Source organism: Flavobacterium hydrocarbonoxydans, assembly GCF_009789235.1.
Classification (GTDB): Bacteria; Bacteroidota; Bacteroidia; order Flavobacteriales; family Flavobacteriaceae; genus Flavobacterium; species Flavobacterium hydrocarbonoxydans.
In genome coordinates this window covers 76,410-96,438 of record NZ_WSTB01000002.1, presented here as the reverse complement: position 1 = coordinate 96,438, position 20,029 = coordinate 76,410, and the positions used below count along the sequence as shown (strand labels likewise).

The window sequence follows — 20,029 nt, the reverse complement described above, 5'->3', positions numbered from 1 at the left end:
TCAAATTTCGTACAATAAATGTAAATTTGCCACTCAAAATGTAACCCTTCTAGGGTTTGGAACCCTGGAAGGGTTACAATTTAAATTAAAATAAAAAAACAGGAATGAAATACAATCCGAACGAAATCGAAGCGAAATGGCAAAAATATTGGGCTGAAAACCAAACTTTTGCTGCGAAAAATAATTCTGAAAAGCCAAAACATTATGTTTTAGATATGTTTCCTTATCCATCCGGAGCGGGATTACATGTTGGGCATCCGCTAGGCTATATTGCTTCAGATGTATATTCTCGTTTCAAAAGACATCAGGGGTTCAATGTTTTGCATCCAATGGGTTACGACAGTTTCGGTTTACCGGCAGAGCAATATGCCATTCAGACAGGGCAGCGTCCGGAAGATACAACGCGCGTAAATATTGATGGTGGAGTTGATAAAGAAGGAAAACAAATCGCGGGTTATAGAAAACAATTGGATAAAATTGGTTTCTCTTTTGACTGGAGCCGTGAAGTACGTACTTCAAATCCGGATTATTACAAACATACACAATGGATTTTTATTCAGTTATTCAATTCCTGGTACAATAAAGATTCAGATAAAGCCGAAGACATTTCGACTCTGACTGCAATTTTCGAAAAAGAAGGAAATGCGAATGTAAATGCAGTTTCTGATGATGCTATTGTTTCTTTTTCGTCAAGCGAATGGAACGCATTTTCAAAAGACGAGCAGGAAAAAATCCTTTTACAATACCGATTAACGTATTTGGCAGAAACCGAAGTAAACTGGTGTCCCGGTTTAGGAACAGTTTTGGCAAATGACGAAATTGTTAACGGCGTTTCGGAGCGTGGAGGCTATCCTGTTATAAGAAAAAAAATGACACAATGGAGTATGCGAATTTCTGCTTATGCCGAACGTTTGCTTCAAGGTTTGAATGATATCGACTGGAGTGAGTCTATAAAAGAATCTCAACGGAACTGGATCGGAAAATCGGTTGGTGCGATGGTTAAGTTTAAAGTTCTTAGTCCTGAGTCCAAAGTACAAAGTGAAGCTGACTTAGGACTAGGAACTAAGGACTCCTTCATAGAAGTATTTACTACAAGACCCGACACCATCTTCGGAGTAACATTCATGACTTTGGCACCAGAACATGATTTGGTAGCTAAAATTACAACTCCGGAACAAAAAGCAACGGTTGAAGCGTATATCGAAAAAACCGCAAAACGTTCGGAGCGTGAGCGTATGGCCGATGTAAAAACCATTTCTGGCGTATTTACTGGTGCTTATGCGGAACATCCCTTTACCAAAGAACCAATTCCGGTTTGGATTGGTGATTATGTTTTGGCAGGTTACGGAACGGGCGCTGTAATGGCGGTTCCTTGTGGAGACGAGAGAGATTATGCTTTTGCTAATTTCTTCAAAGGTCAAAACGGAATGCCAGAAATCAAGAATATTTTTGATAAAGATATTTCTGAGGCTGCTTTTGGAGCCAAAGAAGGTTTTCAGTTAGTAGATTCTGATTTCTTAAACGGATTAAATTACAAAACGGGAACGCAGAAAGTGATTGCCGAATTAGAAAATATAAACCAAGGAAAAGGAAAAACAAATTACCGTTTGCGTGATGCTGTTTTTTCTCGTCAGCGTTATTGGGGAGAACCTTTCCCGGTGTATTATGTAAATGGTTTGCCAAAAATGATCAGCGTAGAACATTTGCCAATTATTTTACCAGAAGTAGAGAAATATTTGCCAACCGAAGATGGTTTGCCTCCGTTAGGAAACGCAACAATCTGGGCTTGGGATACTAAAAACAATGAAGTTGTCAATACTGATTTGGTTGATAATAACGAAATTTTTCCTCTTGAATTGAACACCATGCCAGGTTGGGCGGGAAGTTCCTGGTATTGGATGCGTTATATGGATGCGCACAACGAAGACAAATTTGCCAGTAAAGAAGCTTTGGCATATTGGGAAAGTGTAGATTTATACATTGGAGGTAGCGAACACGCAACCGGACACTTATTGTATTCTCGTTTCTGGAATAAATTCTTAAAAGACAAAGGTTTTGCGCCAACCGAAGAACCATTCAAAAAACTGATTAATCAGGGAATGATTTTAGGAACTAGTGCTTTTGTTTATAGAAATTATTTTACATTAAACTTTAATACATCAGATTTTGATGAAATTTTAAAAAATGAGGTTGCTAAGTCTCCAGTATTCATTTCTAAAAATTTAATTAAGGATCTTAATGAAGAAACAGCGACTGAATCAGTTTATTCTGCTATTGATCAGCTTAAAACTAGTTTTGAAAAAAGAATAAAAGAAATTGTTGGTAAGGACAATTATATAGATGTGAGTATTGATTATAATTTTCAACCAATACACACTGATGTTTCAATGGTAAATTCATCTGATGAATTAGATATTGAAAAATTCAAAGCTTGGAGAGAAGATTACGCGAATGCAGAATTTATCACCGAAGATAACGGAAAATACATTGTAGGTCGCGAAGTCGAAAAAATGTCAAAATCAAAATACAATGTGGTAACTCCGGATGATATTTGTAACGAATATGGTGCTGATACCTTACGTTTGTACGAAATGTTTTTAGGACCATTAGAGCAGGCAAAACCTTGGAATACTGCCGGAATTTCGGGAGTATTTGGTTTCCTGAAAAAATTATGGCGTTTGTATTTTGATGAAAATAACGGTTTAATCGTAAACAACGACGAACCAACAAAAGACAACTTAAAATCATTACATAAAACCATCAAAAAAGCGGCTGATGATATAGAGAATTTCTCTTTCAATACATCGGTTTCTCAGTTTATGATTTGTGTGAATGAATTGTCAACGCAAAACTGTCATTCAAGAGCAATTCTTGAACCGTTAGCGATTTTGGTTTCGCCTTACGCACCGCACATTGCTGAGGAACTATGGTCGCAATTAGGAAACAAAGAGTCAATTGCTACAGTAGCTTTTCCGGTTTTTGATGCAAAACATTTAGTGGAGACTAATAAAGAATATCCGGTTTCTTTCAATGGAAAAATGCGTTTCACGATTGAATTGCCTTTGGATTTAACCAAAGAACAAATCGAGGAAATCATCATGAAAGACGAAAGAACTCAAAAACAATTGGATGGTAAAACACCAAATAAAGTGATTATCGTTCCAGGGAAGATTATTAATTTGGTTGGATAACCAAATAAATTTCAAACTTTTTAAATTCCAAATTCCAATTTTACGATTGGGGTTTGGGATTTTTTTTTCGCCACGAATTCACGAATTTTTAAATTAATTCGTGAATTCGTGGCGGTTCTTAACAATTCGTTTTCGTTGTGATTTTTTGTTTTTGCTTTGGGATTTTATAAATGATTCATAATTAAAATCTAAAGTTCTGTGTCATTTTGGCATTTTAGAAAAATGGTTCGTAAATTGTAGATTATTCTTAAAATAAAACAATTTAAAAAACATAAATATGGGAAGTGGATATTTAATTCTGGCAGGACTTATTATGCTTTTCAGCTGGTTAGTAAGTTCAAAATTAAAAAGTAAATTCGAATTGTATTCGAAACTGCATTTGCAAAATGGAATGAGCGGTGCTGAAATTGCTGAGAAAATGCTTGCTGATAACGGAATTCGTGATGTAAGAGTGATTTCGACACCGGGACAATTGACGGACCATTACAATCCTACGGATAAAACCGTGAATTTAAGCGAAGCCGTTTATAATAACCGAAGTGTAGCGGCAGCAGCTGTTGCAGCTCACGAATGCGGTCATGCCGTGCAGCACTCGATTGGATATGAATGGCTCACAATGCGTTCTAAATTGGTGCCAGTTGTAAGCGTTGCCTCCAGTTATATGCAATGGATTTTATTAGCAGGAATTTTAATGATTCGTACTTTTCCACCTTTGTTATTGATTGGAATTATCATTTTTGCCGCAACAACATTGTTTTCGATTGTAACATTACCTGTAGAATATGATGCTAGTAATCGTGCATTGGCCTGGTTAGAAAACAAACGAATGTTGAATCAGCAAGAGCAGGCAGGGGCAAAAGATGCTTTAAAATGGGCGGCAAGAACGTATGTTGTAGCGGCTATTGGTTCCATTGCAACGTTGTTGTACTATGTTTCAATTTATATGGGAGGAAGAAGAAATTAAATTCCAAATAAAATTAAATTCCAAATTCCAATTTTGTTGGGATTTGGATTTTTTTTTATTTTTTTCTTGGGATTTGGAATTTAAATATTGGAATTTATTTTACAATTGAATCTGCCTGTCAATCTGCTGATCCAATGAAATAAAGGTTTCGGTTCTTGAAACACCTTCAATAGCCTGAATTTTAGTGTTTAGAAGCTGCATTAGGTGTTCGTTATCGCGACAGATGATTTTTATCAAAACAGACCAGTTTCCGGTAGTATAGTGGCATTCCAGAACTTCGGGAATCTTTTTTAAATCTTTTACGGCTTCAGAATTTCGGGAAGCTTTGTCCAGATAAACGCCAATAAATGCCATAGTGTTATAGCCTAATACTTTTGGGTTAACGGTGAATTTTGATCCTGAAATTACTCCAGAAGTTTCCAGTTTTTTTAAACGCTGATGAATCGCTGCTCCAGAAATACCTATTTTATTGGCAATTTGCAAGATTGGTTTTCGGGCATCATCCATTAGATAGCGAAGAATTTCTTTGTCGATACCGTCAATTTCGATTAAGAGAGAATTGATTTTCATAACTTTCGATTTGAAACTATTTTGGGTTTATTTGGTTTAAAATAGAAATCAAATATAGGTATAATGGCTTAAAAATAAAAATTCCAAATCCCAATCGTAAAATTGGAATTTGGAATTTTAATCCCGATAGCTATCGGGATGTATTTTAAAGGATTATTTTCCTTTGTTTGCTTCGATAATATATTTTTCTAAAGCCATTGTCATTGAAGGAGTTTCAGGAGTGGGAGCAAGAATATCAATTCTTAAGCCGTGGTCCAAAGCTTCTTTTTGAGTTGTGCTTCCAAAAACAGCAATTCGGGTGTCGTTTTGCTTAAAATCCGGGAAGTTTTTGTATAAAGATTTTATCCCGGTTGGACTGAAAAAGGCTAAGACATCATAATAAACATCTGCCAAATCAGACAAGTCGCTCATTACTGTTTTGTAAAAAATCGCCTGAGTCCAATCTACTTTTAAGTTATTAAGCGTGATAGGAGCATCTGCATTTAATTGATCAGATGCCGGAAGCAGGAATTTTTCGTCTTTATATTTTTTGATTAGTGGAGACAAATCAGCAAAATCTTTTGCACCCACGTAAATTTTACGTTTTCTGTACACTACATATTTTTGCAGATAAAAGGCAACCGCTTCAGATTGACAAAAATATTTCAAGCCTTCAGGGACTTTGTAGCGCATTTCTTCTGCTACTCTAAAAAAATGATCCACCGCATTACGACTCGTCAAAATGATTGCACTGTAATGATTAAGATCGATTTTTTGTAATCGAATCTCTTTTGCGCTAACACCTTCCACATGAATAAAAGATCTGAAATCAATTTTTATTTTGTGTTTTTGTTGGAGCTCAAAGTAAGGGGAATTTTCCACTTTAGGTTCAGGCTGTGACACCAAAATTGTTTTCACTTTCATATTATAAACATTTACCAAGCCCCCCCTTTTGTAATCCAATAATATATAAAATAATAAGGGGCTATTTCAAGTGCGCAAAGATATAAAATAAAATAAAATAACTTGCCGAATATTACATTTTGATAGGTTTTTATTGAAATAAAATAGGAGTAAAGGCTAATGCACAGCGAAACCCCTATAATTACTAGCGGTATGTTTTTCGAGATTGTGTCAGAATAGAACAAAAAAGCATTGACAGGAAGTATCAATAAGCCAATATAAGATCGATAAGTTACTTTTTGTAAGTTAAAAAGCTCCACAAATTCGTCTATATTGAAAGAAGTTGCTACGATTTTCTCAATCAGATATTTTCCAAGGATAAAGTACAGTAAAATGGTCGAGATTTGAATAAATAACAGCCAGTCTGTTTTTTCGGCATAGCCAAAAGTGTGCATCGTAAGCTGAATAAAAAAAGCATACGAAACAATTTGCACTAAAAACAATCCTACAATAAAACTCCCTTTTAAATGACTTGTGTCACGATAAATTTTGGCATATTTGTCTGAGAAGATAAGTTTGCTAAATTCACCAAATCTCGTTTCGTACGTAGATTTAGTAATAGCAACAATAGCAAAGGATAACACAAATAAGAGTGTTGCCCAATCTTTGTTTTCGAGTATTCGGGGATGAAGTTGTTCAATCATAGCGTTACAAAATTAGTAATTTTTTGTTTCAATACTTTTATTATACATTTATTATGAATGAAATGGCATAAAAAGTTTACTTTTGCGTTGAAATTACTCAGAAAAATGAATGATTGTATTGTCATAATTCCCACTTACAACGAGATTGAAAATATTGAAAGCATTGTACGTGCAGTGCTTTCGCAACATAAACCTTTTCATCTTTTAATTATAGATGATAATTCGCCGGATCATACTGCGAATAAAGTGGTTGCCCTACAGGAAGAATTTCCTGAACGGTTATTTTTAGAAAAAAGAGCTAAAAAATCAGGTCTTGGTACAGCGTATGTTCATGGTTTTAAATGGGCACTGGAACGTAAATATGATTTTATTTTCGAAATGGACGCTGACTTCTCGCACAATCCAAATGATCTCGAAAAATTATTTGATGCTTGTCATTTTGGCGGGGCAGATTTAGCTATTGGTTCTCGTTATGTTACGGGTGTAAATGTGGTAAACTGGCCTTTGAGCAGAGTTTTGATGTCGTATTTTGCTTCGGTATATGTAAAATTTATTACCGGAATGAAAATTCACGATGCTACAGCAGGTTTTGTTTGTTATAAAAGAGAGGTCCTGGAAAAAATCAATCTGAACAAAATTAAATTTGTTGGATATGCTTTCCAGATTGAAATGAAATACAGAACGTATTGCGCTAAATTTGAAATTACCGAAGTTCCAATTATTTTTACGGATAGAACTAAAGGTGTTTCGAAAATGAGCAATGCCATTATTAAAGAAGCGATTTTAGGAGTAATTTCACTTCGATTAAAAAAATTATTCAATACATTATAATACCAAAACATGAATAGGATTTTAATAAAAAATGCTAAAATTGTAAACGAAGGATCAATTTTCGAAGGCGATGTGTTGATTGAAAACAACTTAATTGTAGAAGTTGCGGATAGTATCAGCCTGAAATCTTCTGATATTAAAGTAATTGATGCCGAAGGAAATTATTTGATTCCGGGTGCTATTGATGATCAGGTGCATTTTAGAGAGCCAGGCCTAACACATAAAGGAGATATTGAGTCTGAATCCAGAGCAGCTGTTGCAGGAGGAATTACCTCTTTTATCGAGCAGCCCAACACAGTTCCTAATGCTGTTACTCAGGAAATACTTGAAGATAAATATCAGATCGCAGCGGTAAAATCATTTGCGAATTATTCGTTTATGATGGGAGCGACCAATGATAATCTGGAGGAAGTTTTAAAAACGAATCCAAGAAATGTTGCGGGAATCAAGATATTTTTAGGTTCTTCAACCGGAAATATGCTGGTAGATAACGAAGCTACTCTAGAAAAAATATTTTCTAGTACGCCTATGTTAATCGCTGTGCATTGCGAAGATGAAACTACGATTCAGAACAATTTAAAAGAGTTCAAAGAACAATATGGTGACGATGTTCCAGTAACGGCTCATCATTTGATCAGAAGTGCTGAGGCTTGTTACATTTCGTCATCAAAAGCGGTGGCTTTGGCGAAAAAAACGGGAGCACGTTTGCATATATTTCATCTTTCGACAGCGAAAGAAATGGAGTTGTTTACGAATAAAATTCCATTAGAAGATAAAAAAATCACGGCTGAGGTTTGTGTGCATCATCTTTGGTTTACCGATGAAGATTACAAAACAAAAGGTAATTTAATAAAATGGAACCCAGCTGTAAAAACGGCTGCTGACAGAAAAGAACTTTGGAAAGCGTTGAACGATGGCCGTATTGATGTTATTGCAACGGATCATGCGCCACACACAAAAGAAGAAAAAAGTCAGCCTTATCTAAATGCTCCTTCAGGCGGGCCATTAGTACAGCATGCTGTTGTAGCAATGTTTGAGGCGCATCATCAGGGTAAAATTACTATTGAGAAAATCGTGGAGAAAATGTGTCATAATCCGGCCAAACTTTTCAAAATAGAAAAAAGAGGTTTTATCAAAGAAGGTTACTTCGCTGATTTGGTTATTGTGAATCCAAGTTTGCCATGGAGTGTGAATTCGGATAATATTTTGTCTAAATGTGGATGGTCTCCATTTGAAGGTTTTGTTTTTAAATCCAGAATCACGCATACTTTTGTAAACGGAGAATTGGTTTATAATAATTTCAAAGTAAAAGATGTTCGTGCAGGTGAACGATTATTGTTTGACAGATAAGAGGCTGATATGAAAAACTTGGTGCTAATAATATTGGTTTTGTTTCTTTCGGTAAGCTGCAAAAAAGAGTTGGTAAAAGAGCCGGCAAATCTTATTGAGAAACAAAAAATGCTCGATATCATGTATGATTTGTCTTTGTTAGAAGCTATAAAATATCAAAATCCACTGGTGTTGGATTCTAATGAAACCAGTTCAACCAAATTCATTTTCAGAAAATATAAAGTAGATAGTCTGCAGTTTACACAAAGTAATATGTATTATGCTGCTGATTATAACTCGTACAAAGATATGTTTGATACGATAAATGCCAGACTCGAAAAAGAGAAAAAAAGCTTAGAGAAAAAAGTCAAAATTGACGATAAAAAAGAAAAAATCGCCAATAAAGGCAAATCGAAAGAACAAATAAATGACTCTCTAAAAAAGCAGGCCTTAAAAAGAGTAAATGTCGATTCGATAAGAAGAAAAATGCAGCTGCGTAAGTAGTTATAACTTCGAAACTTCTCTTATGTATTCGTGTACATCTAAAAAAACCGTTCCCAGAGCGGTTTTTATTTTTTCATTCGAATACAGATTTTTAGAATAAGAAGCTTTTGCAGTTGCTTTGGTAATGCTTCTTTTCTGGAAAAATAAAGTCGAAAATATACCGTCAGCTATCCAGAGAAAATTCATAAATAACGGTTTTGCATGGAGGTGTGGTTTTTTTACTTTTAAAGTATCTGCTATAGTATTCAGAATATCCTTAAAAATAATATTATCTGCAATTAATGTAAATCGTTCGTTTTTGATGTCGCTTTTCATCAATTCGAAAATAATTTTCACCACATCTGTTACAGCAATAAAACCAGTACTTCCGAGGGTGTAGAACGAAAGACCATTGGCGACTTTTTGATACAATTCACCACTTCCTTTTTCCCAGTTACCAGATTTCGGAATTGGACCTAAAATAACGCCCGGATTTACAATAATAATATCCAAACCTTCCTGAACAGCACGCCAGACTTCCATTTCGGCACCGTATTTTGAGATGGCGTAATCACTATGCGGTTTTTCAGGATTCCAGTCGGTTTCTTCGGTAATGTAGCTTTCATGTGGTGCTAAATCTCCTAAAGCAGCGATCGAACTTACGTAGCAGAATTTCTTTATTTGCTTTGCAATAGCAAAATTAACCATATTGGCAGTTCCTTCAATATTCGTTTTTCGAAGTAATTCTTCGTCTTTTGGATCAAAAGAAATAAGTGCAGCACAGTGATAAACATATTCAATACCAACAAAAGCAATTTCAAGAGAAGGAATGTCTAAAATATCGGCTTCGAGCCATTCTATTTTGTCAAACAAATCAGCTTTTTTATACAATTCAAAAACCGATTTTGTTTTCAGGATCAGTTTTTCATTTCGATAAATAGCCCGTAAAGTTGACCCATTTTCAATTAAATGAAGCAGTAAATGCGCGCCAACTAAACCGGTTCCTCCTGTTACTAATACCATTTTGTAAAGATACCGATTTTGCCACAAAGGCGCAAAGGCGCTAAGTTTTTTTTACCAGAAAGGATTTCTTTTAATTTTCTTTGTGACTTAGTGTCTTTGTGGCAAATCACATTGTAATTGTTTTTTGCCATTGCCATTGCCATTGATTATATTTGCACAAATTATTTGAAAAAAAATGAAGAATTTAGTTGAAGAATTAAAGTGGCGCGGGTTATACCATGATAGCATGCCAGGAACAGAAGAACAATTGCTTAAGGAAGTTACTACGGCATATATAGGTTTTGATCCAACGGCAGATTCGCTACATATTGGTAGTATGGTTCAGATTATTTTGTTGGTTCACCTGAACAGAACGGGTCATAAAGCAATTGCTTTGGTGGGTGGTGCAACGGGTATGATTGGTGATCCTTCCGGAAAATCTGACGAAAGAAACTTGCTTAACGAAGAAACTTTGGCTAAAAACGTAGCGGGTATCAAAAGTGTTTTGTCTCGTTTCCTGGATTTTAATTCAACTGCAGAAAATGCTCCGGTGATGGTGAACAACTACGACTGGATGAAAGAATTTTCATTTATTGATTTTGCGCGTGAAGTTGGAAAACGTATCACTGTAAATTATATGATGGCTAAGGATTCTGTTAAGAAAAGAATTAATGGAGAAGGAGAAGGAATGTCTTTTACTGAGTTTACATACCAATTGATTCAAGGTTACGATTTTTATCATTTATACAAAAATAACAATTGTATTCTGCAAATGGGAGGTTCTGACCAATGGGGAAATATCACCACCGGAACAGAATTAGTACGTAGAATGGGTGGCGAAAATGCTAAAGCTTTTGCTTTGACAACGCCATTAATTACAAAAGCAGACGGTTCTAAATTCGGAAAATCTGAAGGCGGAAATGTTTGGCTGGACGCCGATAAAACTTCGGTTTATAAATTTTACCAATTTTGGGTAAACACTACTGATGTTGACGCTGAGAAATACATCAAAATCTTTACTTTTTTAGATAAAGAAACAATTGATGTTTTGATCGAAGAGCATAAAACAGCTCCGCATTTGAGAGTTTTGCAGAAGAAATTAGCAGAAGAAATTACGATTTTTGTTCACTCGGAAGAAGAACTGGAAAAAGCAATTCAGGCTTCGAATATTTTGTTTGGAAATTCAACTGCTGAAGATTTGAAGAAACTGGATGAAACCACTTTCTTAGAAGTTTTTGACGGAGTTCCGCAGGCTGAAATAGCAAAAGCAGATTTAGAAAACGGCTTGGATATTATTTCGGTTTTAAATGAAAAAACAGGTTTTTTTAAATCAAACGGAGAAGCAAGAAGAGCTTTAACAGCGAATTCAATTTCGGTTAACAGAGAAAAAATCAAAGAAGATTTTGTATTGACTTCAAATGATTTGATTAATAATCAGTTTGTGTTATTGCAAAGTGGAAAGAAAAATTATTTTGTGATTAGAGCAAAATAAATTCTTAACTTTACTAGAATACAATTTTAGATCATGAAAACACAATTTATAACAGATGATAAAGGAAATAGAACTGCGGTTTTGTTGCCAATAAAACAATACAATAAACTTCTGGAAAAATTAGAGGATTTGGAGGATGTAAAATTGTATGATGAAGCTAAGAGGAATGATGATGGTTTTAGAATTTCGATTGAAGAGGCTTTTAAAATTATTGAAGAAAAGCGAAAAATGGCTAAGTAATGGCTTATAATATTGAATTTAGGAATAAAGTTCTAAAAGCTTTAATTAATGATTAATGAACCGTATTACTCCGCTATTAAAAAGCATATTTATGATTTAGCTGAAAACCCAAGACCTAAAGGTTATAAAAAATTAAAAGGAAGACCGGTTATAGAATTAGAGTAGGTGATTATAGAGTTATCTATGAAATATTTGATGAAGTACTATTGATTGATGTTATCGATTTAGGGCATCGAAAAGATATTTACGAGTGAAAGTTTTAAGATATTTATCCCACAACTCACAACTTTTTCAAATCACCATCAGATTACAACCACGAATATCAGAATTATCAAAACGTCCCAATACCTCAAAAGAGTTGTTGGGATTTTTTTTGCCTAAATCCTGCGTAGCGATAAAAGAACATGAATTGATGTTGGCCAAATCAATGACGTTGATGCCGCCGGTTTTTCCGTCTTTCACGTAAGTGAGCGCATCTTCGGGATCACGTACTAGAATATGCATCCAGGACGGACATTCAAAAACACCTTCGCCCAGAGAATAAGCCTGCCCTAAAAGTTCGGTCATTCCGTATTCTGAATGGATTGCCGAAACGCCAAAACCTTTGCAAAGCTGCGCGTGTAATTCTTCGCGAATCATTTCTTTTCTTTTGCCTTTCATTCCGCCTGTTTCCATAATAATGGTATTTTGGAGTTGAAATTGATGTTTTTCAATCAAATCTAATAAAGCGTAGGTTACACCAATCAAAATGGTGTTTTGACCCGATTCATCCAAAGCAGTAAGTTTTTTGATTAGGTCGTCGTGATTGTGCAAATAAAACCCGCTTTCAGGCTGATTGGATAGTTTTATTAAATCTTCGACCATGTAAATAAGCGATGAGCCATCACGTTCGAGATAAGACGGCAAAAGCGCTAAAACAACATAATCTTCGATATTGCCATAAAATTGTGAGAAGCCATTTCGGTAACTTTCTTCGTAAAGCGAAACATCTGTAACCAAATGTCTGCTGGTCACCATTCCGGTTGTTCCAGAACTGGTAAAAGTAACTTCGGGAAGATTTTCGTTTGAAACCACTTGATGACTTTTGAAAAACTGAATAGGTAAAAAAGGAATTTGTTCTAATGATTTTACTTGTTGCGGATTGATTTTCAAAAAATCACAAAAGTCACGATATACTTTATTGTTTTCGTGCTGGAAACGAAACACTTTTAGTGCTATTTTTTCAAATTGTTTCTGACTCGAAATCGTAAATATATCGCTGGCTGTAATCAAAACTTTTTTTTGCAAAGGTAAATAATTGAGAGAATGTAAAGGCAATAAAAAAGCTCCAATGTTATTTTGGAGCTTTAGATATATTTTAAATCTTTACCTGACAATTAATTTTCGGGTTGCTGATGCGTTTTCTTCACTAATTTTAATAATATAAACACCAGGAGTTAAATCAGAAACATTAAGTTCTTTTGAGCTTATATGCGTTTGCAATACTTTTTTTCCTAAAACATCAAAAATCACGATTTCTTTTTCTAAGTCATTTTTTGAGGTGATGTACACTTTTCCGCTGGTAACGGGATTAGGATACATACTTAGACCCTCAATACCTGTAGCGTCCTGAGGTTTTGCTAATTGTTTACCATCTTGAGCCGAAACACTCAGGGTAAAGAAAAAAGCCAGTAAGAATGTAATATAAAAGTAGTTTTTTGCCATCGCGTAATTTTAGTTTAGTAAATATACAAAAAAGTTTTCAAAAATTACGCCAAAAAAAAACATCCTAAAATTTTAGGATGTTTTTAACAATTTATAAGTGAGTGTCTTATAGTTTTTCTAATAAGTTTACACCGTCAACAATTGCCCAAGCTCCAGGAGTTAATGCAGCTCCAGTTGCAGCACCAGTTGTAAAATTTCCGTCAGGGAAAGCAACAGTAAAACCAGTTGCACCTACTCCCCATGAAGCAGTAGCTGCATCAGCAATTTTTACATTCAACATTTTGATTTTACCACCTGCTACCTGATTTGTATTTGTAGCAGCTTCCTGAATTCTAACAGCAACTGCAGTTGTTGTACCAGCTGTATTTGTATATCCTGAAATTACAACATTTGAGTATTCTCCGTTTCCTTCTTTTTTGAATTGGATTGCATCAATTTCTGTTGGGTTTCCAGCTTCAGTTGGAGTGTTTGGAGCTCTTCTTAAAGTAATGTTAGAAACTTTAGGGAAGAATGCGTTGTTAACACTTTTTGCTTCAATTTCCATTCCGAAGTTTCCAGCACCTGTTTGGTAAGCAAACCAGTTTGTGTTTGCCTGACCTTGCCATCCGTCTTGCCAGTCAAAAGAATCATCTGTATTTCCGTAAGAAATTAAGTTTTTAGCACTTACAGTTCCACCGTAAAATTCGAAACCGTCATCAGCACCTTTGTATGATACAAGGTTTTCTAAAACTGTTCCAGAACCTACAGCGTAGAATGAGAATCCATTCATTTCTGAGTTTCCGTCAAGGATTTTTTTACCAGCATATTCTACGCGAGCATATTTTAAAGATCCACTGCTGTGAGTAGCATTTGAACCTCCGTAAACAATATTTGTTCCGTCTTCTGAAGTTGCAGTAGTAATAGGAGTTCCGTCAGCAGTTTTTCCTGAAACGATTGGAGCATCACCAAATAAGATAATTCCACCCCAAGATCCTGCAGTTTTAGATTTTTCAGTAAAAACAACTGGTTCTGCAGCAGTACCAGCAATATTTAAAAGACCACCTTTTTCAACTAATAATACGTCTGTACCATTTGTTACGTCAGCAGTAATTGTAGATCCTGCTTCAAAAGTTAAAGTAGCACCATTTTTTACTCTTACTGTACCACTAAGTGTGTAAGTTCCTTTGATATATGTTTTTGAAGCAGTAATGTCTCCGGTGATTTCACCTGAACCTGCTGTTGGAGGCGTTACAACATCGTCATCGCTAGAAGAACAACTTGCGAAAATTAAGCTTAATAATGAAAGACTGAATACTAATTTTTTCATTTTTTAATGATTTTAAATTATAGTTTTTTTTTGTGTTATTATTTAAGTCAAAAGTACTGTCGCAGTTCTGAAATTTAGTTAGCTAATTGTTATCAAAGTATTATATAACAATCAACTGAACGTAAATTTTATGTTATGTGTTTGAATTGATTTTAGATTTTAGATTTGGTTTTGATGGATATTTGTTCTTTCGACTTATACTATCTAAAATCAAAAATCGTTAATCAAAAATCTGCGATTAGATTTAAGATTAACGATTTTAGACTTTTTGTTTTTTAGACTTTTGTCTTAAAAAGTATATCCAAGATTTACTGAGAAACCAACTCCTCTTTTGTATTCACGAAGTACTAATGAATCTTCAGTAATGTTGATGGTGCTGTTTTTTCCTAATTCTTTTCTGTAATACGGATTAAGTAAATTCTCTGCTGCAAATTTTACTTCGATGTTTTTTGAAAGGGTACTTGTCCAGATAAAATCTAATTTGCTAAATGATTTTTCGTAGATATGATCAATTCCTGACGAACCTACTGCAAATATTCTGTCTCCGTAAACATTGTAAGCTAATGTCATGGTGTTTTTCCAATCGTTGTTTAATGTAAAGTCATATTTTAAATCTGAATTTATCATCCAGTTTGAAGCTCCCTGAAGTTTTCGACTTTTGCTATTTTCTAATTCGTTACCTTGTTTTGTTAAATCAATTGTAACATCAGTATCCATTAATGAAGTATTGAAACCAAGGCTAAAGTTTGATAACGACTCGCTGATTCTGTTTCCTGATAAAATCATTTCGATTTCAACACCATAAATAAGTGCTTCCTCAGAATTTTTGAAAGTAATAATTTGACCTCCACTGTTAGCTGTTGGTTTGAAAACTCTTTCAATAGGATTTTCAATCATTTTTCCAAAAGCTCCAATAGCGAATAACTCTTTGTTGTTTGGGAACAATTCGTATTTAAAATCTACGTTGTAATTATTACTGTTCAATAAATTTGCATTACCACTTACTGAAGTTCCGTCTGGATTAATGTAATTGATAGGTAATAATTCCATGGCAACAGGTCTTGTAATAGTTTTGGTTACTGAGGCACGAAGATTGCTTTTTTCGTTCAAAGCATATTTTGCATTTAACGAAGGAAGAAAATCTAAATTTTCATCTGTTTTTTTGCGGTAAGCACTTCCAAACGGATCACCTTGTTCTCTGTATTTAATTTCACGAGTAGAATTTTCTGCTCTAAGACCTGCGTTTACATCCCATTTTTCTCCAAAAGTCCAAAATAAATTGAAATACCCAGCATTCACAAATTGGTTCAGTTTTACTTTGTAATCACCATTAGATTCTTCCTGAACATACAAAATTCCATTGTTGATATCGTCATTAATTTGAGAACTAATAGTATTTAAGTCTGCTGTATAGTTTTTGTCGATGTTTCTCCTTCCTGAAAAGAAACGGTAGCTGGATTCCATGTCGTTTAGGTAATTATTGTAACCGATAGACAAGTTGTTTTGTTTTTCTTTATCTCCAAATTTTAAATTATATTCGGCAAGTGCAGAGAAATAAAAGTTTCCGTTTACATCAAGATACTGACGGTTTAAGTTGTTTCCGCCGTATGACATATTGATTTCGGTATCATTCAATTTCTGACCTGTGATAAATTTTCTATCTGGTTGTTGAAAACCAGTTTTCACATAAGATCCGCCAGCTTTTAAAGTATGTTTGCCATCTTCTGTCAATTTATAATCTCCAAACAATTGTGTATTCCAATATCTTGATTCTTCAAATTGATTTCCTCGAATAAGGTTATTAGTTACGTTTGTTAAACTATTAGTGTATCCTAACTGATCCTGAATAATACTTTCGGTAGCCTGAATAAACAAACTTGTAAAGTTTAAGTTCAATCGGTTTGTTTTATATTTCAAACCTGCTAAACCAGAAAAAGTGGTTTGATAAGAATATTGGGTAGTTAATAAATTATTGTCGTAATTACCCTGACCTAAGTTGAAAGTTCTTTCAACACCTTCTCTAAAAAGGTATTTGTTGTCAAAATTAATAGACATAATGTAACTGATGTTTCTTTCTTTCTCAAGATTGAATTTTTGTGAATGTAAAAAACCAATACTTGAGTTCAAAGGACTTGCTGTTTGATCAACATCCCAGTTTTTATCGCCATACGCATTATTATATTCGTCTGGAGATAGTTTTTTTCCATTAGGAACAGAACCAAATACACCAGGTAATTCTCTATCGTCACCATTTAATCCAAAAGTTCCTTTAGTAGAATTTGCATCATCTGAAAGAAGGAATTTTTTAAGATTATTGTTTGTTGTGTAACCAAAACCTACATTCAGTTTGGTAATGTTTTTAGGCTGAGAAGTTTCGATATTTACAGTTCCTCCTGCAAAATCTCCAGAGATATTAGGATTGAAAGTTTTGTAGATATTCAAAACCCCAACGATATCAGTAGGAAATAAATCTAATGGAATAATTTTTTTGAACGGACTGTTTGAAGGAGTCTGTAAATCGTTTACTAACAAATTGTTATAACGGTCTTCCAAACCTCTAATAAATAAACCTCTTCCGTCAACTTTAGTAATTCCGGTTACTTTTGTCAAACCATCCTCTACATCGCTAACGCCTTTTCTTGACATTTCCTGTGCTCCAATACTTTGTTTGATGACAACAGCATTTTTCTGGTCTAATAAAAGAGCGGTTTCTTTTTCTTTGCTGGCAGTCGATTTTACCACTACATCTTTTAGGGTAAAACTTCCTGAAGTAAGAACTTGATTTACAGTTAGAGTTTCTCCGGCAGCAACAGTTACCGGTTTTTCTACAGATTCATACCCTATAAAGCTAAAAATAAGGATGTAGCTTCCTGGGTTAACAGTCAACGAATATTTTCCGTCAATATCAGTATTAGTGCTAATGTTTGTTCCTTTAATCAATACATTGGCAAAAGGCAACGCTTCATTGTTTGTTTCTTTGTCGGTTAAAACCCCAGAAATCGTACCTTTGTTTTGAGCCATCGAAATAGCGCAAATAAATAATGTAATAAATAGAAATTTTAAATTGAATTTCATTCTGTGTGTGTGTTTGATTTATTTTGGTGCAAAGAAAGAAACGCAGTGTAAAGTTCGTGTTAGGCACTTGTTATCTTTTTGTGTTGTGTAGATTATCAAATTGTTACCAGATTAAATTACCGTTAACACGAATTTTTGAGGCTATTTTTATTACTATATTTACCATCTCAAATAAATACCATCGAATATATAATAAAGAAAATTTGATGTAAATACTTCAATTTTTGCTATTTATGAAAAAAACACAAACGAAGATTTTATTAGTTGATGATGAACCGGATATCCTGGAAATTGTTGGCTATAACCTTGCTCAGGAAGGCTATCAGATTATTACAGCTTCAAACGGAAAAGAAGCAATAGCAAAGGCTCAGAAAGAATTACCGGAATTGATTATCATGGATGTCATGATGGCTGAAATGGACGGAATGGAAGCTTGCGAACACATCAGAAAAATCCCGGAATTAAATAACGTTATCATAACATTTTTGACAGCCAGAAGCGAGGATTATTCACAAGTGGCTGGTTTTGACGCCGGTGCTGATGATTATATCACGAAACCTATCAAACCAAAAGTTTTAGTAAGTAAAGTAAAGGCTTTGTTAAGAAGGTTAAAAGAACAGGAAGTGGTTACGGACACTTTAAACGTAGGCGGAATCGAAATTAACAGAGAAGAATATAAAATCATCAAAGGAAACGTCGAAATTGCTTTGCCAAGAAAAGAATTCGAATTGTTTTATTTGTTGGCTTCAAAACCAGGAAAAGTTTTTAAAAGAGATGAAATTCTTGATAAAGTCTGGGGTAACGAGGTGGTAGTTGGCGGTAGAACAATCGATGTTCACATCCGAAAATTACGCGAAAAAATTGGTGAAGACCTTTTTAAGACTATAAAAGGGGTTGGCTATAAATTTGAGGTATAGCATTTAATATAAATTTGAACCATATAAGTGATACAAGTTCATTTAATAGTTTCGTGCAAATTTTAAAAATTATTTATTTAGCACATAAAAACATAGTTTTTATGTGCTAAATCATTTACAGTAAAGTGAAATGAACTTGTATCACTTATATGGTGAAAAGAAAATTTCTTAATGGTTAATAAATTTCAATGAAAATTAATTTTAAAAAAACATACAAATTTGCTGTAAAATCAGCATTGTACATCAGCCTTTTTGCAACAGGATTTGTACTTATTTTGATGAATATTTTCTATAAAAATCAATTAAAACATCAAATTGGGTTTGGAATTGTTTTTTTAATATCTATTTATATTTTCTCCTTTCTGGTTTTACAATACAGGGTAGAACGTTTTATTTACCGAAGAGTAAAAAAAATCTACGATGAGGTTTCGTTATTAGAATCGACAACCCTTATCAATCAGCCTATCACGACTGATATGGAAACGCTTTCACGTGAAGTGAAAAAATTTGCTACCGATAAAAAACTCGAAATCGAAATGCTCGAAATCAGGGAACAATACCGAAGAGAGTTTTTAGGAAATGTTTCGCATGAGCTTAAAACACCTTTGTTTACTGTACAGGGTTACGTTTCGACCTTGTTGGATGGTGCCATGGAAGACAAGAATATTCGAAAAAAATATCTAAAACGTGCCGAAAAAGGCGTTGAACGTCTGATCTATATTGTAGAAGATTTGGACATGATTACCAAACTTGAATCTGGGGATCTGGATTTGATGATTACCGATTTTGATATTCTGGAACTGATAGCCAATGTTTTTGAATTACTGGAAATGAAAGCCGATAAGAAGAAAATCAAACTGGCTTTTGAAACTAAAAATGTAAAATCAGTAATTGTACGAGGAGACAAAGACAGAATTCAGCAAGTGCTGGAAAACTTAATTGTAAACTCGATTAAATACGGAAAAGACGGCGGTTTAACCGAAGTTGGAATCGTAAACCTAACCAAGAAAAAAGTCCTGATTCGTATTAGTGATAATGGTGAAGGAGTAGAGAAACAAAATATTCCGAGACTTTTTGAACGCTTTTACAGAGTTGATAAAAGCGGAACCCGATCAGAAGGAGGTTCTGGTTTAGGATTGGCGATCGTAAAACACATTATCGAAGCGCATAAAGAAAAAGTATATGTAGAAAGTGAGTTCGGAATTGGTTCTGAATTTTCATTTACGCTTGAAAAAGCACATAAAATAATAAAACCGGAGGTTAAAAAATTGTAAGCTGATTTTGTTTTAACCTCAATTAAATAAGTGTGTTAACAATAAATCAACTTTGAGATTAACTC

Annotated in this window: 18 protein-coding genes; 10 read left to right on the top strand and 8 right to left on the bottom strand. The window is 34.3% G+C overall.

Annotated elements, in window-relative coordinates:
• The first annotated feature begins 104 nt into the window (after nucleotides 1-104).
• Both GON26_RS03625 and GON26_RS03620 read left to right on the top strand, forming a co-directional pair.
• Nucleotides 105-3,191, top strand: a complete 3,087-nt coding sequence (locus GON26_RS03625; RefSeq protein WP_160373367.1) for a leucine--tRNA ligase — start codon at nucleotides 105-107, stop codon at nucleotides 3,189-3,191.
• Between the two features lie 277 nt (nucleotides 3,192-3,468).
• Nucleotides 3,469-4,155, top strand: coding sequence for a zinc metallopeptidase (locus tag GON26_RS03620; protein ID WP_160373366.1), 687 nt, complete (start codon nucleotides 3,469-3,471; stop codon nucleotides 4,153-4,155).
• A 99-nt stretch (nucleotides 4,156-4,254) separates the two neighbouring features.
• Here GON26_RS03620 and GON26_RS03615 read toward each other — a convergent pair whose 3' ends face one another.
• From GON26_RS03615 to GON26_RS03605, 3 genes are all read right to left on the bottom strand, one after another.
• A complete protein-coding gene (locus GON26_RS03615; protein ID WP_160373365.1) occupies nucleotides 4,255-4,725 on the bottom strand; it encodes an Lrp/AsnC family transcriptional regulator in 471 nt (156 codons plus the stop codon).
• Between the two features lie 153 nt (nucleotides 4,726-4,878).
• On the bottom strand, nucleotides 4,879-5,628 hold the full coding sequence (locus tag GON26_RS03610; RefSeq protein ID WP_160373364.1) for a uroporphyrinogen-III synthase: 750 nt from the start codon (nucleotides 5,626-5,628) through the stop codon (nucleotides 4,879-4,881).
• A gap of 11 nt (nucleotides 5,629-5,639) precedes the next feature.
• A complete protein-coding gene (locus GON26_RS03605; RefSeq protein ID WP_160373363.1) occupies nucleotides 5,640-6,311 on the bottom strand; it encodes a DUF4271 domain-containing protein in 672 nt (223 codons plus the stop codon).
• Between the two features lie 105 nt (nucleotides 6,312-6,416).
• Here GON26_RS03605 and GON26_RS03600 point away from each other — a divergent pair, with 105 nt between their 5' ends.
• From GON26_RS03600 to GON26_RS03590, 3 genes are read left to right on the top strand one after another with little or no spacing between them, the layout of a single operon-like run.
• Nucleotides 6,417-7,142 (top strand): polyprenol monophosphomannose synthase, encoded by a 726-nt coding sequence (locus GON26_RS03600; protein ID WP_160373833.1) that lies wholly within the window; start codon nucleotides 6,417-6,419, stop codon nucleotides 7,140-7,142.
• Between the two features lie 9 nt (nucleotides 7,143-7,151).
• Nucleotides 7,152-8,492, top strand: a complete 1,341-nt coding sequence (locus GON26_RS03595; protein ID WP_160373362.1) for a dihydroorotase — start codon at nucleotides 7,152-7,154, stop codon at nucleotides 8,490-8,492.
• 9 nt (nucleotides 8,493-8,501) lie between these two features.
• Nucleotides 8,502-8,975, top strand: a complete 474-nt coding sequence (locus GON26_RS03590; RefSeq protein ID WP_160373361.1) for a DUF4296 domain-containing protein — start codon at nucleotides 8,502-8,504, stop codon at nucleotides 8,973-8,975.
• Here GON26_RS03590 and GON26_RS03585 read toward each other — a convergent pair whose 3' ends face one another.
• Nucleotides 8,976-9,977 carry an NAD-dependent epimerase/dehydratase family protein gene (locus tag GON26_RS03585; RefSeq protein ID WP_160373360.1) on the bottom strand — a complete coding sequence of 334 codons (1,002 nt, stop codon included), beginning with the start codon at nucleotides 9,975-9,977 and terminating at the stop codon, nucleotides 8,976-8,978.
• Nucleotides 9,978-10,152: 175 nt separating this feature from the next.
• On the opposite strand from GON26_RS03585, the gene tyrS reads away from it, so the two are divergent.
• The 3 genes from tyrS (at nucleotide 10,153) to GON26_RS21855 (ending at nucleotide 11,942) form a co-directional block, all read left to right on the top strand.
• Entirely contained in the window at nucleotides 10,153-11,448 is a 1,296-nt protein-coding gene (gene tyrS, locus GON26_RS03580) for a tyrosine--tRNA ligase (RefSeq protein WP_160373359.1), read from the top strand.
• Between the two features lie 33 nt (nucleotides 11,449-11,481).
• Nucleotides 11,482-11,688, top strand: a complete 207-nt coding sequence (locus tag GON26_RS03575) for a hypothetical protein (protein ID WP_160373358.1) — start codon at nucleotides 11,482-11,484, stop codon at nucleotides 11,686-11,688.
• Nucleotides 11,689-11,819: 131 nt separating this feature from the next.
• Nucleotides 11,820-11,942, top strand: coding sequence for a type II toxin-antitoxin system RelE family toxin (locus GON26_RS21855; RefSeq protein ID WP_394350393.1), 123 nt, complete (start codon nucleotides 11,820-11,822; stop codon nucleotides 11,940-11,942).
• Nucleotides 11,943-11,979: 37 nt separating this feature from the next.
• Here the strand turns inward: GON26_RS21855 and GON26_RS03565 are convergent, their stop codons facing one another.
• The 4 genes from GON26_RS03565 to GON26_RS03550 form a co-directional block, all read right to left on the bottom strand.
• Nucleotides 11,980-12,960, bottom strand: a complete 981-nt coding sequence (locus GON26_RS03565; protein WP_160373832.1) for a LuxE/PaaK family acyltransferase — start codon at nucleotides 12,958-12,960, stop codon at nucleotides 11,980-11,982.
• A gap of 93 nt (nucleotides 12,961-13,053) precedes the next feature.
• Complete coding sequence (locus GON26_RS03560; RefSeq protein WP_160373357.1) at nucleotides 13,054-13,392, bottom strand: T9SS type A sorting domain-containing protein; 339 nt, start codon at nucleotides 13,390-13,392, stop codon at nucleotides 13,054-13,056.
• Between the two features lie 106 nt (nucleotides 13,393-13,498).
• Nucleotides 13,499-14,698 (bottom strand): hypothetical protein, encoded by a 1,200-nt coding sequence (locus GON26_RS03555; RefSeq protein ID WP_160373356.1) that lies wholly within the window; start codon nucleotides 14,696-14,698, stop codon nucleotides 13,499-13,501.
• A 288-nt stretch (nucleotides 14,699-14,986) separates the two neighbouring features.
• Nucleotides 14,987-17,773 carry a TonB-dependent receptor gene (locus GON26_RS03550; RefSeq protein ID WP_160373355.1) on the bottom strand — a complete coding sequence of 929 codons (2,787 nt, stop codon included), beginning with the start codon at nucleotides 17,771-17,773 and terminating at the stop codon, nucleotides 14,987-14,989.
• Nucleotides 17,774-18,006: 233 nt separating this feature from the next.
• On the opposite strand from GON26_RS03550, the gene GON26_RS03545 reads away from it, so the two are divergent.
• Together GON26_RS03545 and GON26_RS03540 are read left to right on the top strand one after the other, a co-directional pair.
• Nucleotides 18,007-18,690: a response regulator transcription factor gene (locus GON26_RS03545; RefSeq protein ID WP_160373354.1), complete on the top strand. Its 684-nt coding sequence runs from the start codon at nucleotides 18,007-18,009 to the stop codon at nucleotides 18,688-18,690.
• Nucleotides 18,691-18,878: 188 nt separating this feature from the next.
• Complete coding sequence (locus GON26_RS03540) at nucleotides 18,879-19,964, top strand: sensor histidine kinase (protein WP_160373353.1); 1,086 nt, start codon at nucleotides 18,879-18,881, stop codon at nucleotides 19,962-19,964.
• The last annotated feature ends 65 nt before the right edge of the window (nucleotides 19,965-20,029 follow it).

Excerpts from the sequence above, each read along its gene's own strand:
- GON26_RS03600 (WP_160373833.1), top strand. The coding sequence starts at position 6,417 with ATGAATGATTGTATTGTCATAATTCCCACTTACAACGAGATTGAAAAT.
- tyrS (WP_160373359.1), top strand. The coding sequence starts at position 10,153 with ATGAAGAATTTAGTTGAAGAATTAAAGTGGCGCGGGTTATACCATGAT.
- GON26_RS03575 (WP_160373358.1), top strand. The coding sequence starts at position 11,482 with ATGAAAACACAATTTATAACAGATGATAAAGGAAATAGAACTGCGGTT.
- GON26_RS03620 (WP_160373366.1), top strand. The coding sequence starts at position 3,469 with ATGGGAAGTGGATATTTAATTCTGGCAGGACTTATTATGCTTTTCAGC.
- GON26_RS03605 (WP_160373363.1), bottom strand. The coding sequence starts at position 6,311 with ATGATTGAACAACTTCATCCCCGAATACTCGAAAACAAAGATTGGGCA.
- GON26_RS03540 (WP_160373353.1), top strand. The coding sequence starts at position 18,879 with ATGAAAATTAATTTTAAAAAAACATACAAATTTGCTGTAAAATCAGCA.
- GON26_RS03560 (WP_160373357.1), bottom strand. The coding sequence starts at position 13,392 with ATGGCAAAAAACTACTTTTATATTACATTCTTACTGGCTTTTTTCTTT.
- GON26_RS03610 (WP_160373364.1), bottom strand. The coding sequence starts at position 5,628 with ATGAAAGTGAAAACAATTTTGGTGTCACAGCCTGAACCTAAAGTGGAA.
- GON26_RS03550 (WP_160373355.1), bottom strand. The coding sequence starts at position 17,773 with ATGAAATTCAATTTAAAATTTCTATTTATTACATTATTTATTTGCGCT.
- GON26_RS03595 (WP_160373362.1), top strand. The coding sequence starts at position 7,152 with ATGAATAGGATTTTAATAAAAAATGCTAAAATTGTAAACGAAGGATCA.
- GON26_RS03615 (WP_160373365.1), bottom strand. The coding sequence starts at position 4,725 with ATGAAAATCAATTCTCTCTTAATCGAAATTGACGGTATCGACAAAGAA.
- GON26_RS03555 (WP_160373356.1), bottom strand. The coding sequence starts at position 14,698 with ATGAAAAAATTAGTATTCAGTCTTTCATTATTAAGCTTAATTTTCGCA.
- GON26_RS03590 (WP_160373361.1), top strand. The coding sequence starts at position 8,502 with ATGAAAAACTTGGTGCTAATAATATTGGTTTTGTTTCTTTCGGTAAGC.
- GON26_RS03545 (WP_160373354.1), top strand. The coding sequence starts at position 18,007 with ATGAAAAAAACACAAACGAAGATTTTATTAGTTGATGATGAACCGGAT.
- GON26_RS03625 (WP_160373367.1), top strand. The coding sequence starts at position 105 with ATGAAATACAATCCGAACGAAATCGAAGCGAAATGGCAAAAATATTGG.
- GON26_RS03585 (WP_160373360.1), bottom strand. The coding sequence starts at position 9,977 with ATGGTATTAGTAACAGGAGGAACCGGTTTAGTTGGCGCGCATTTACTG.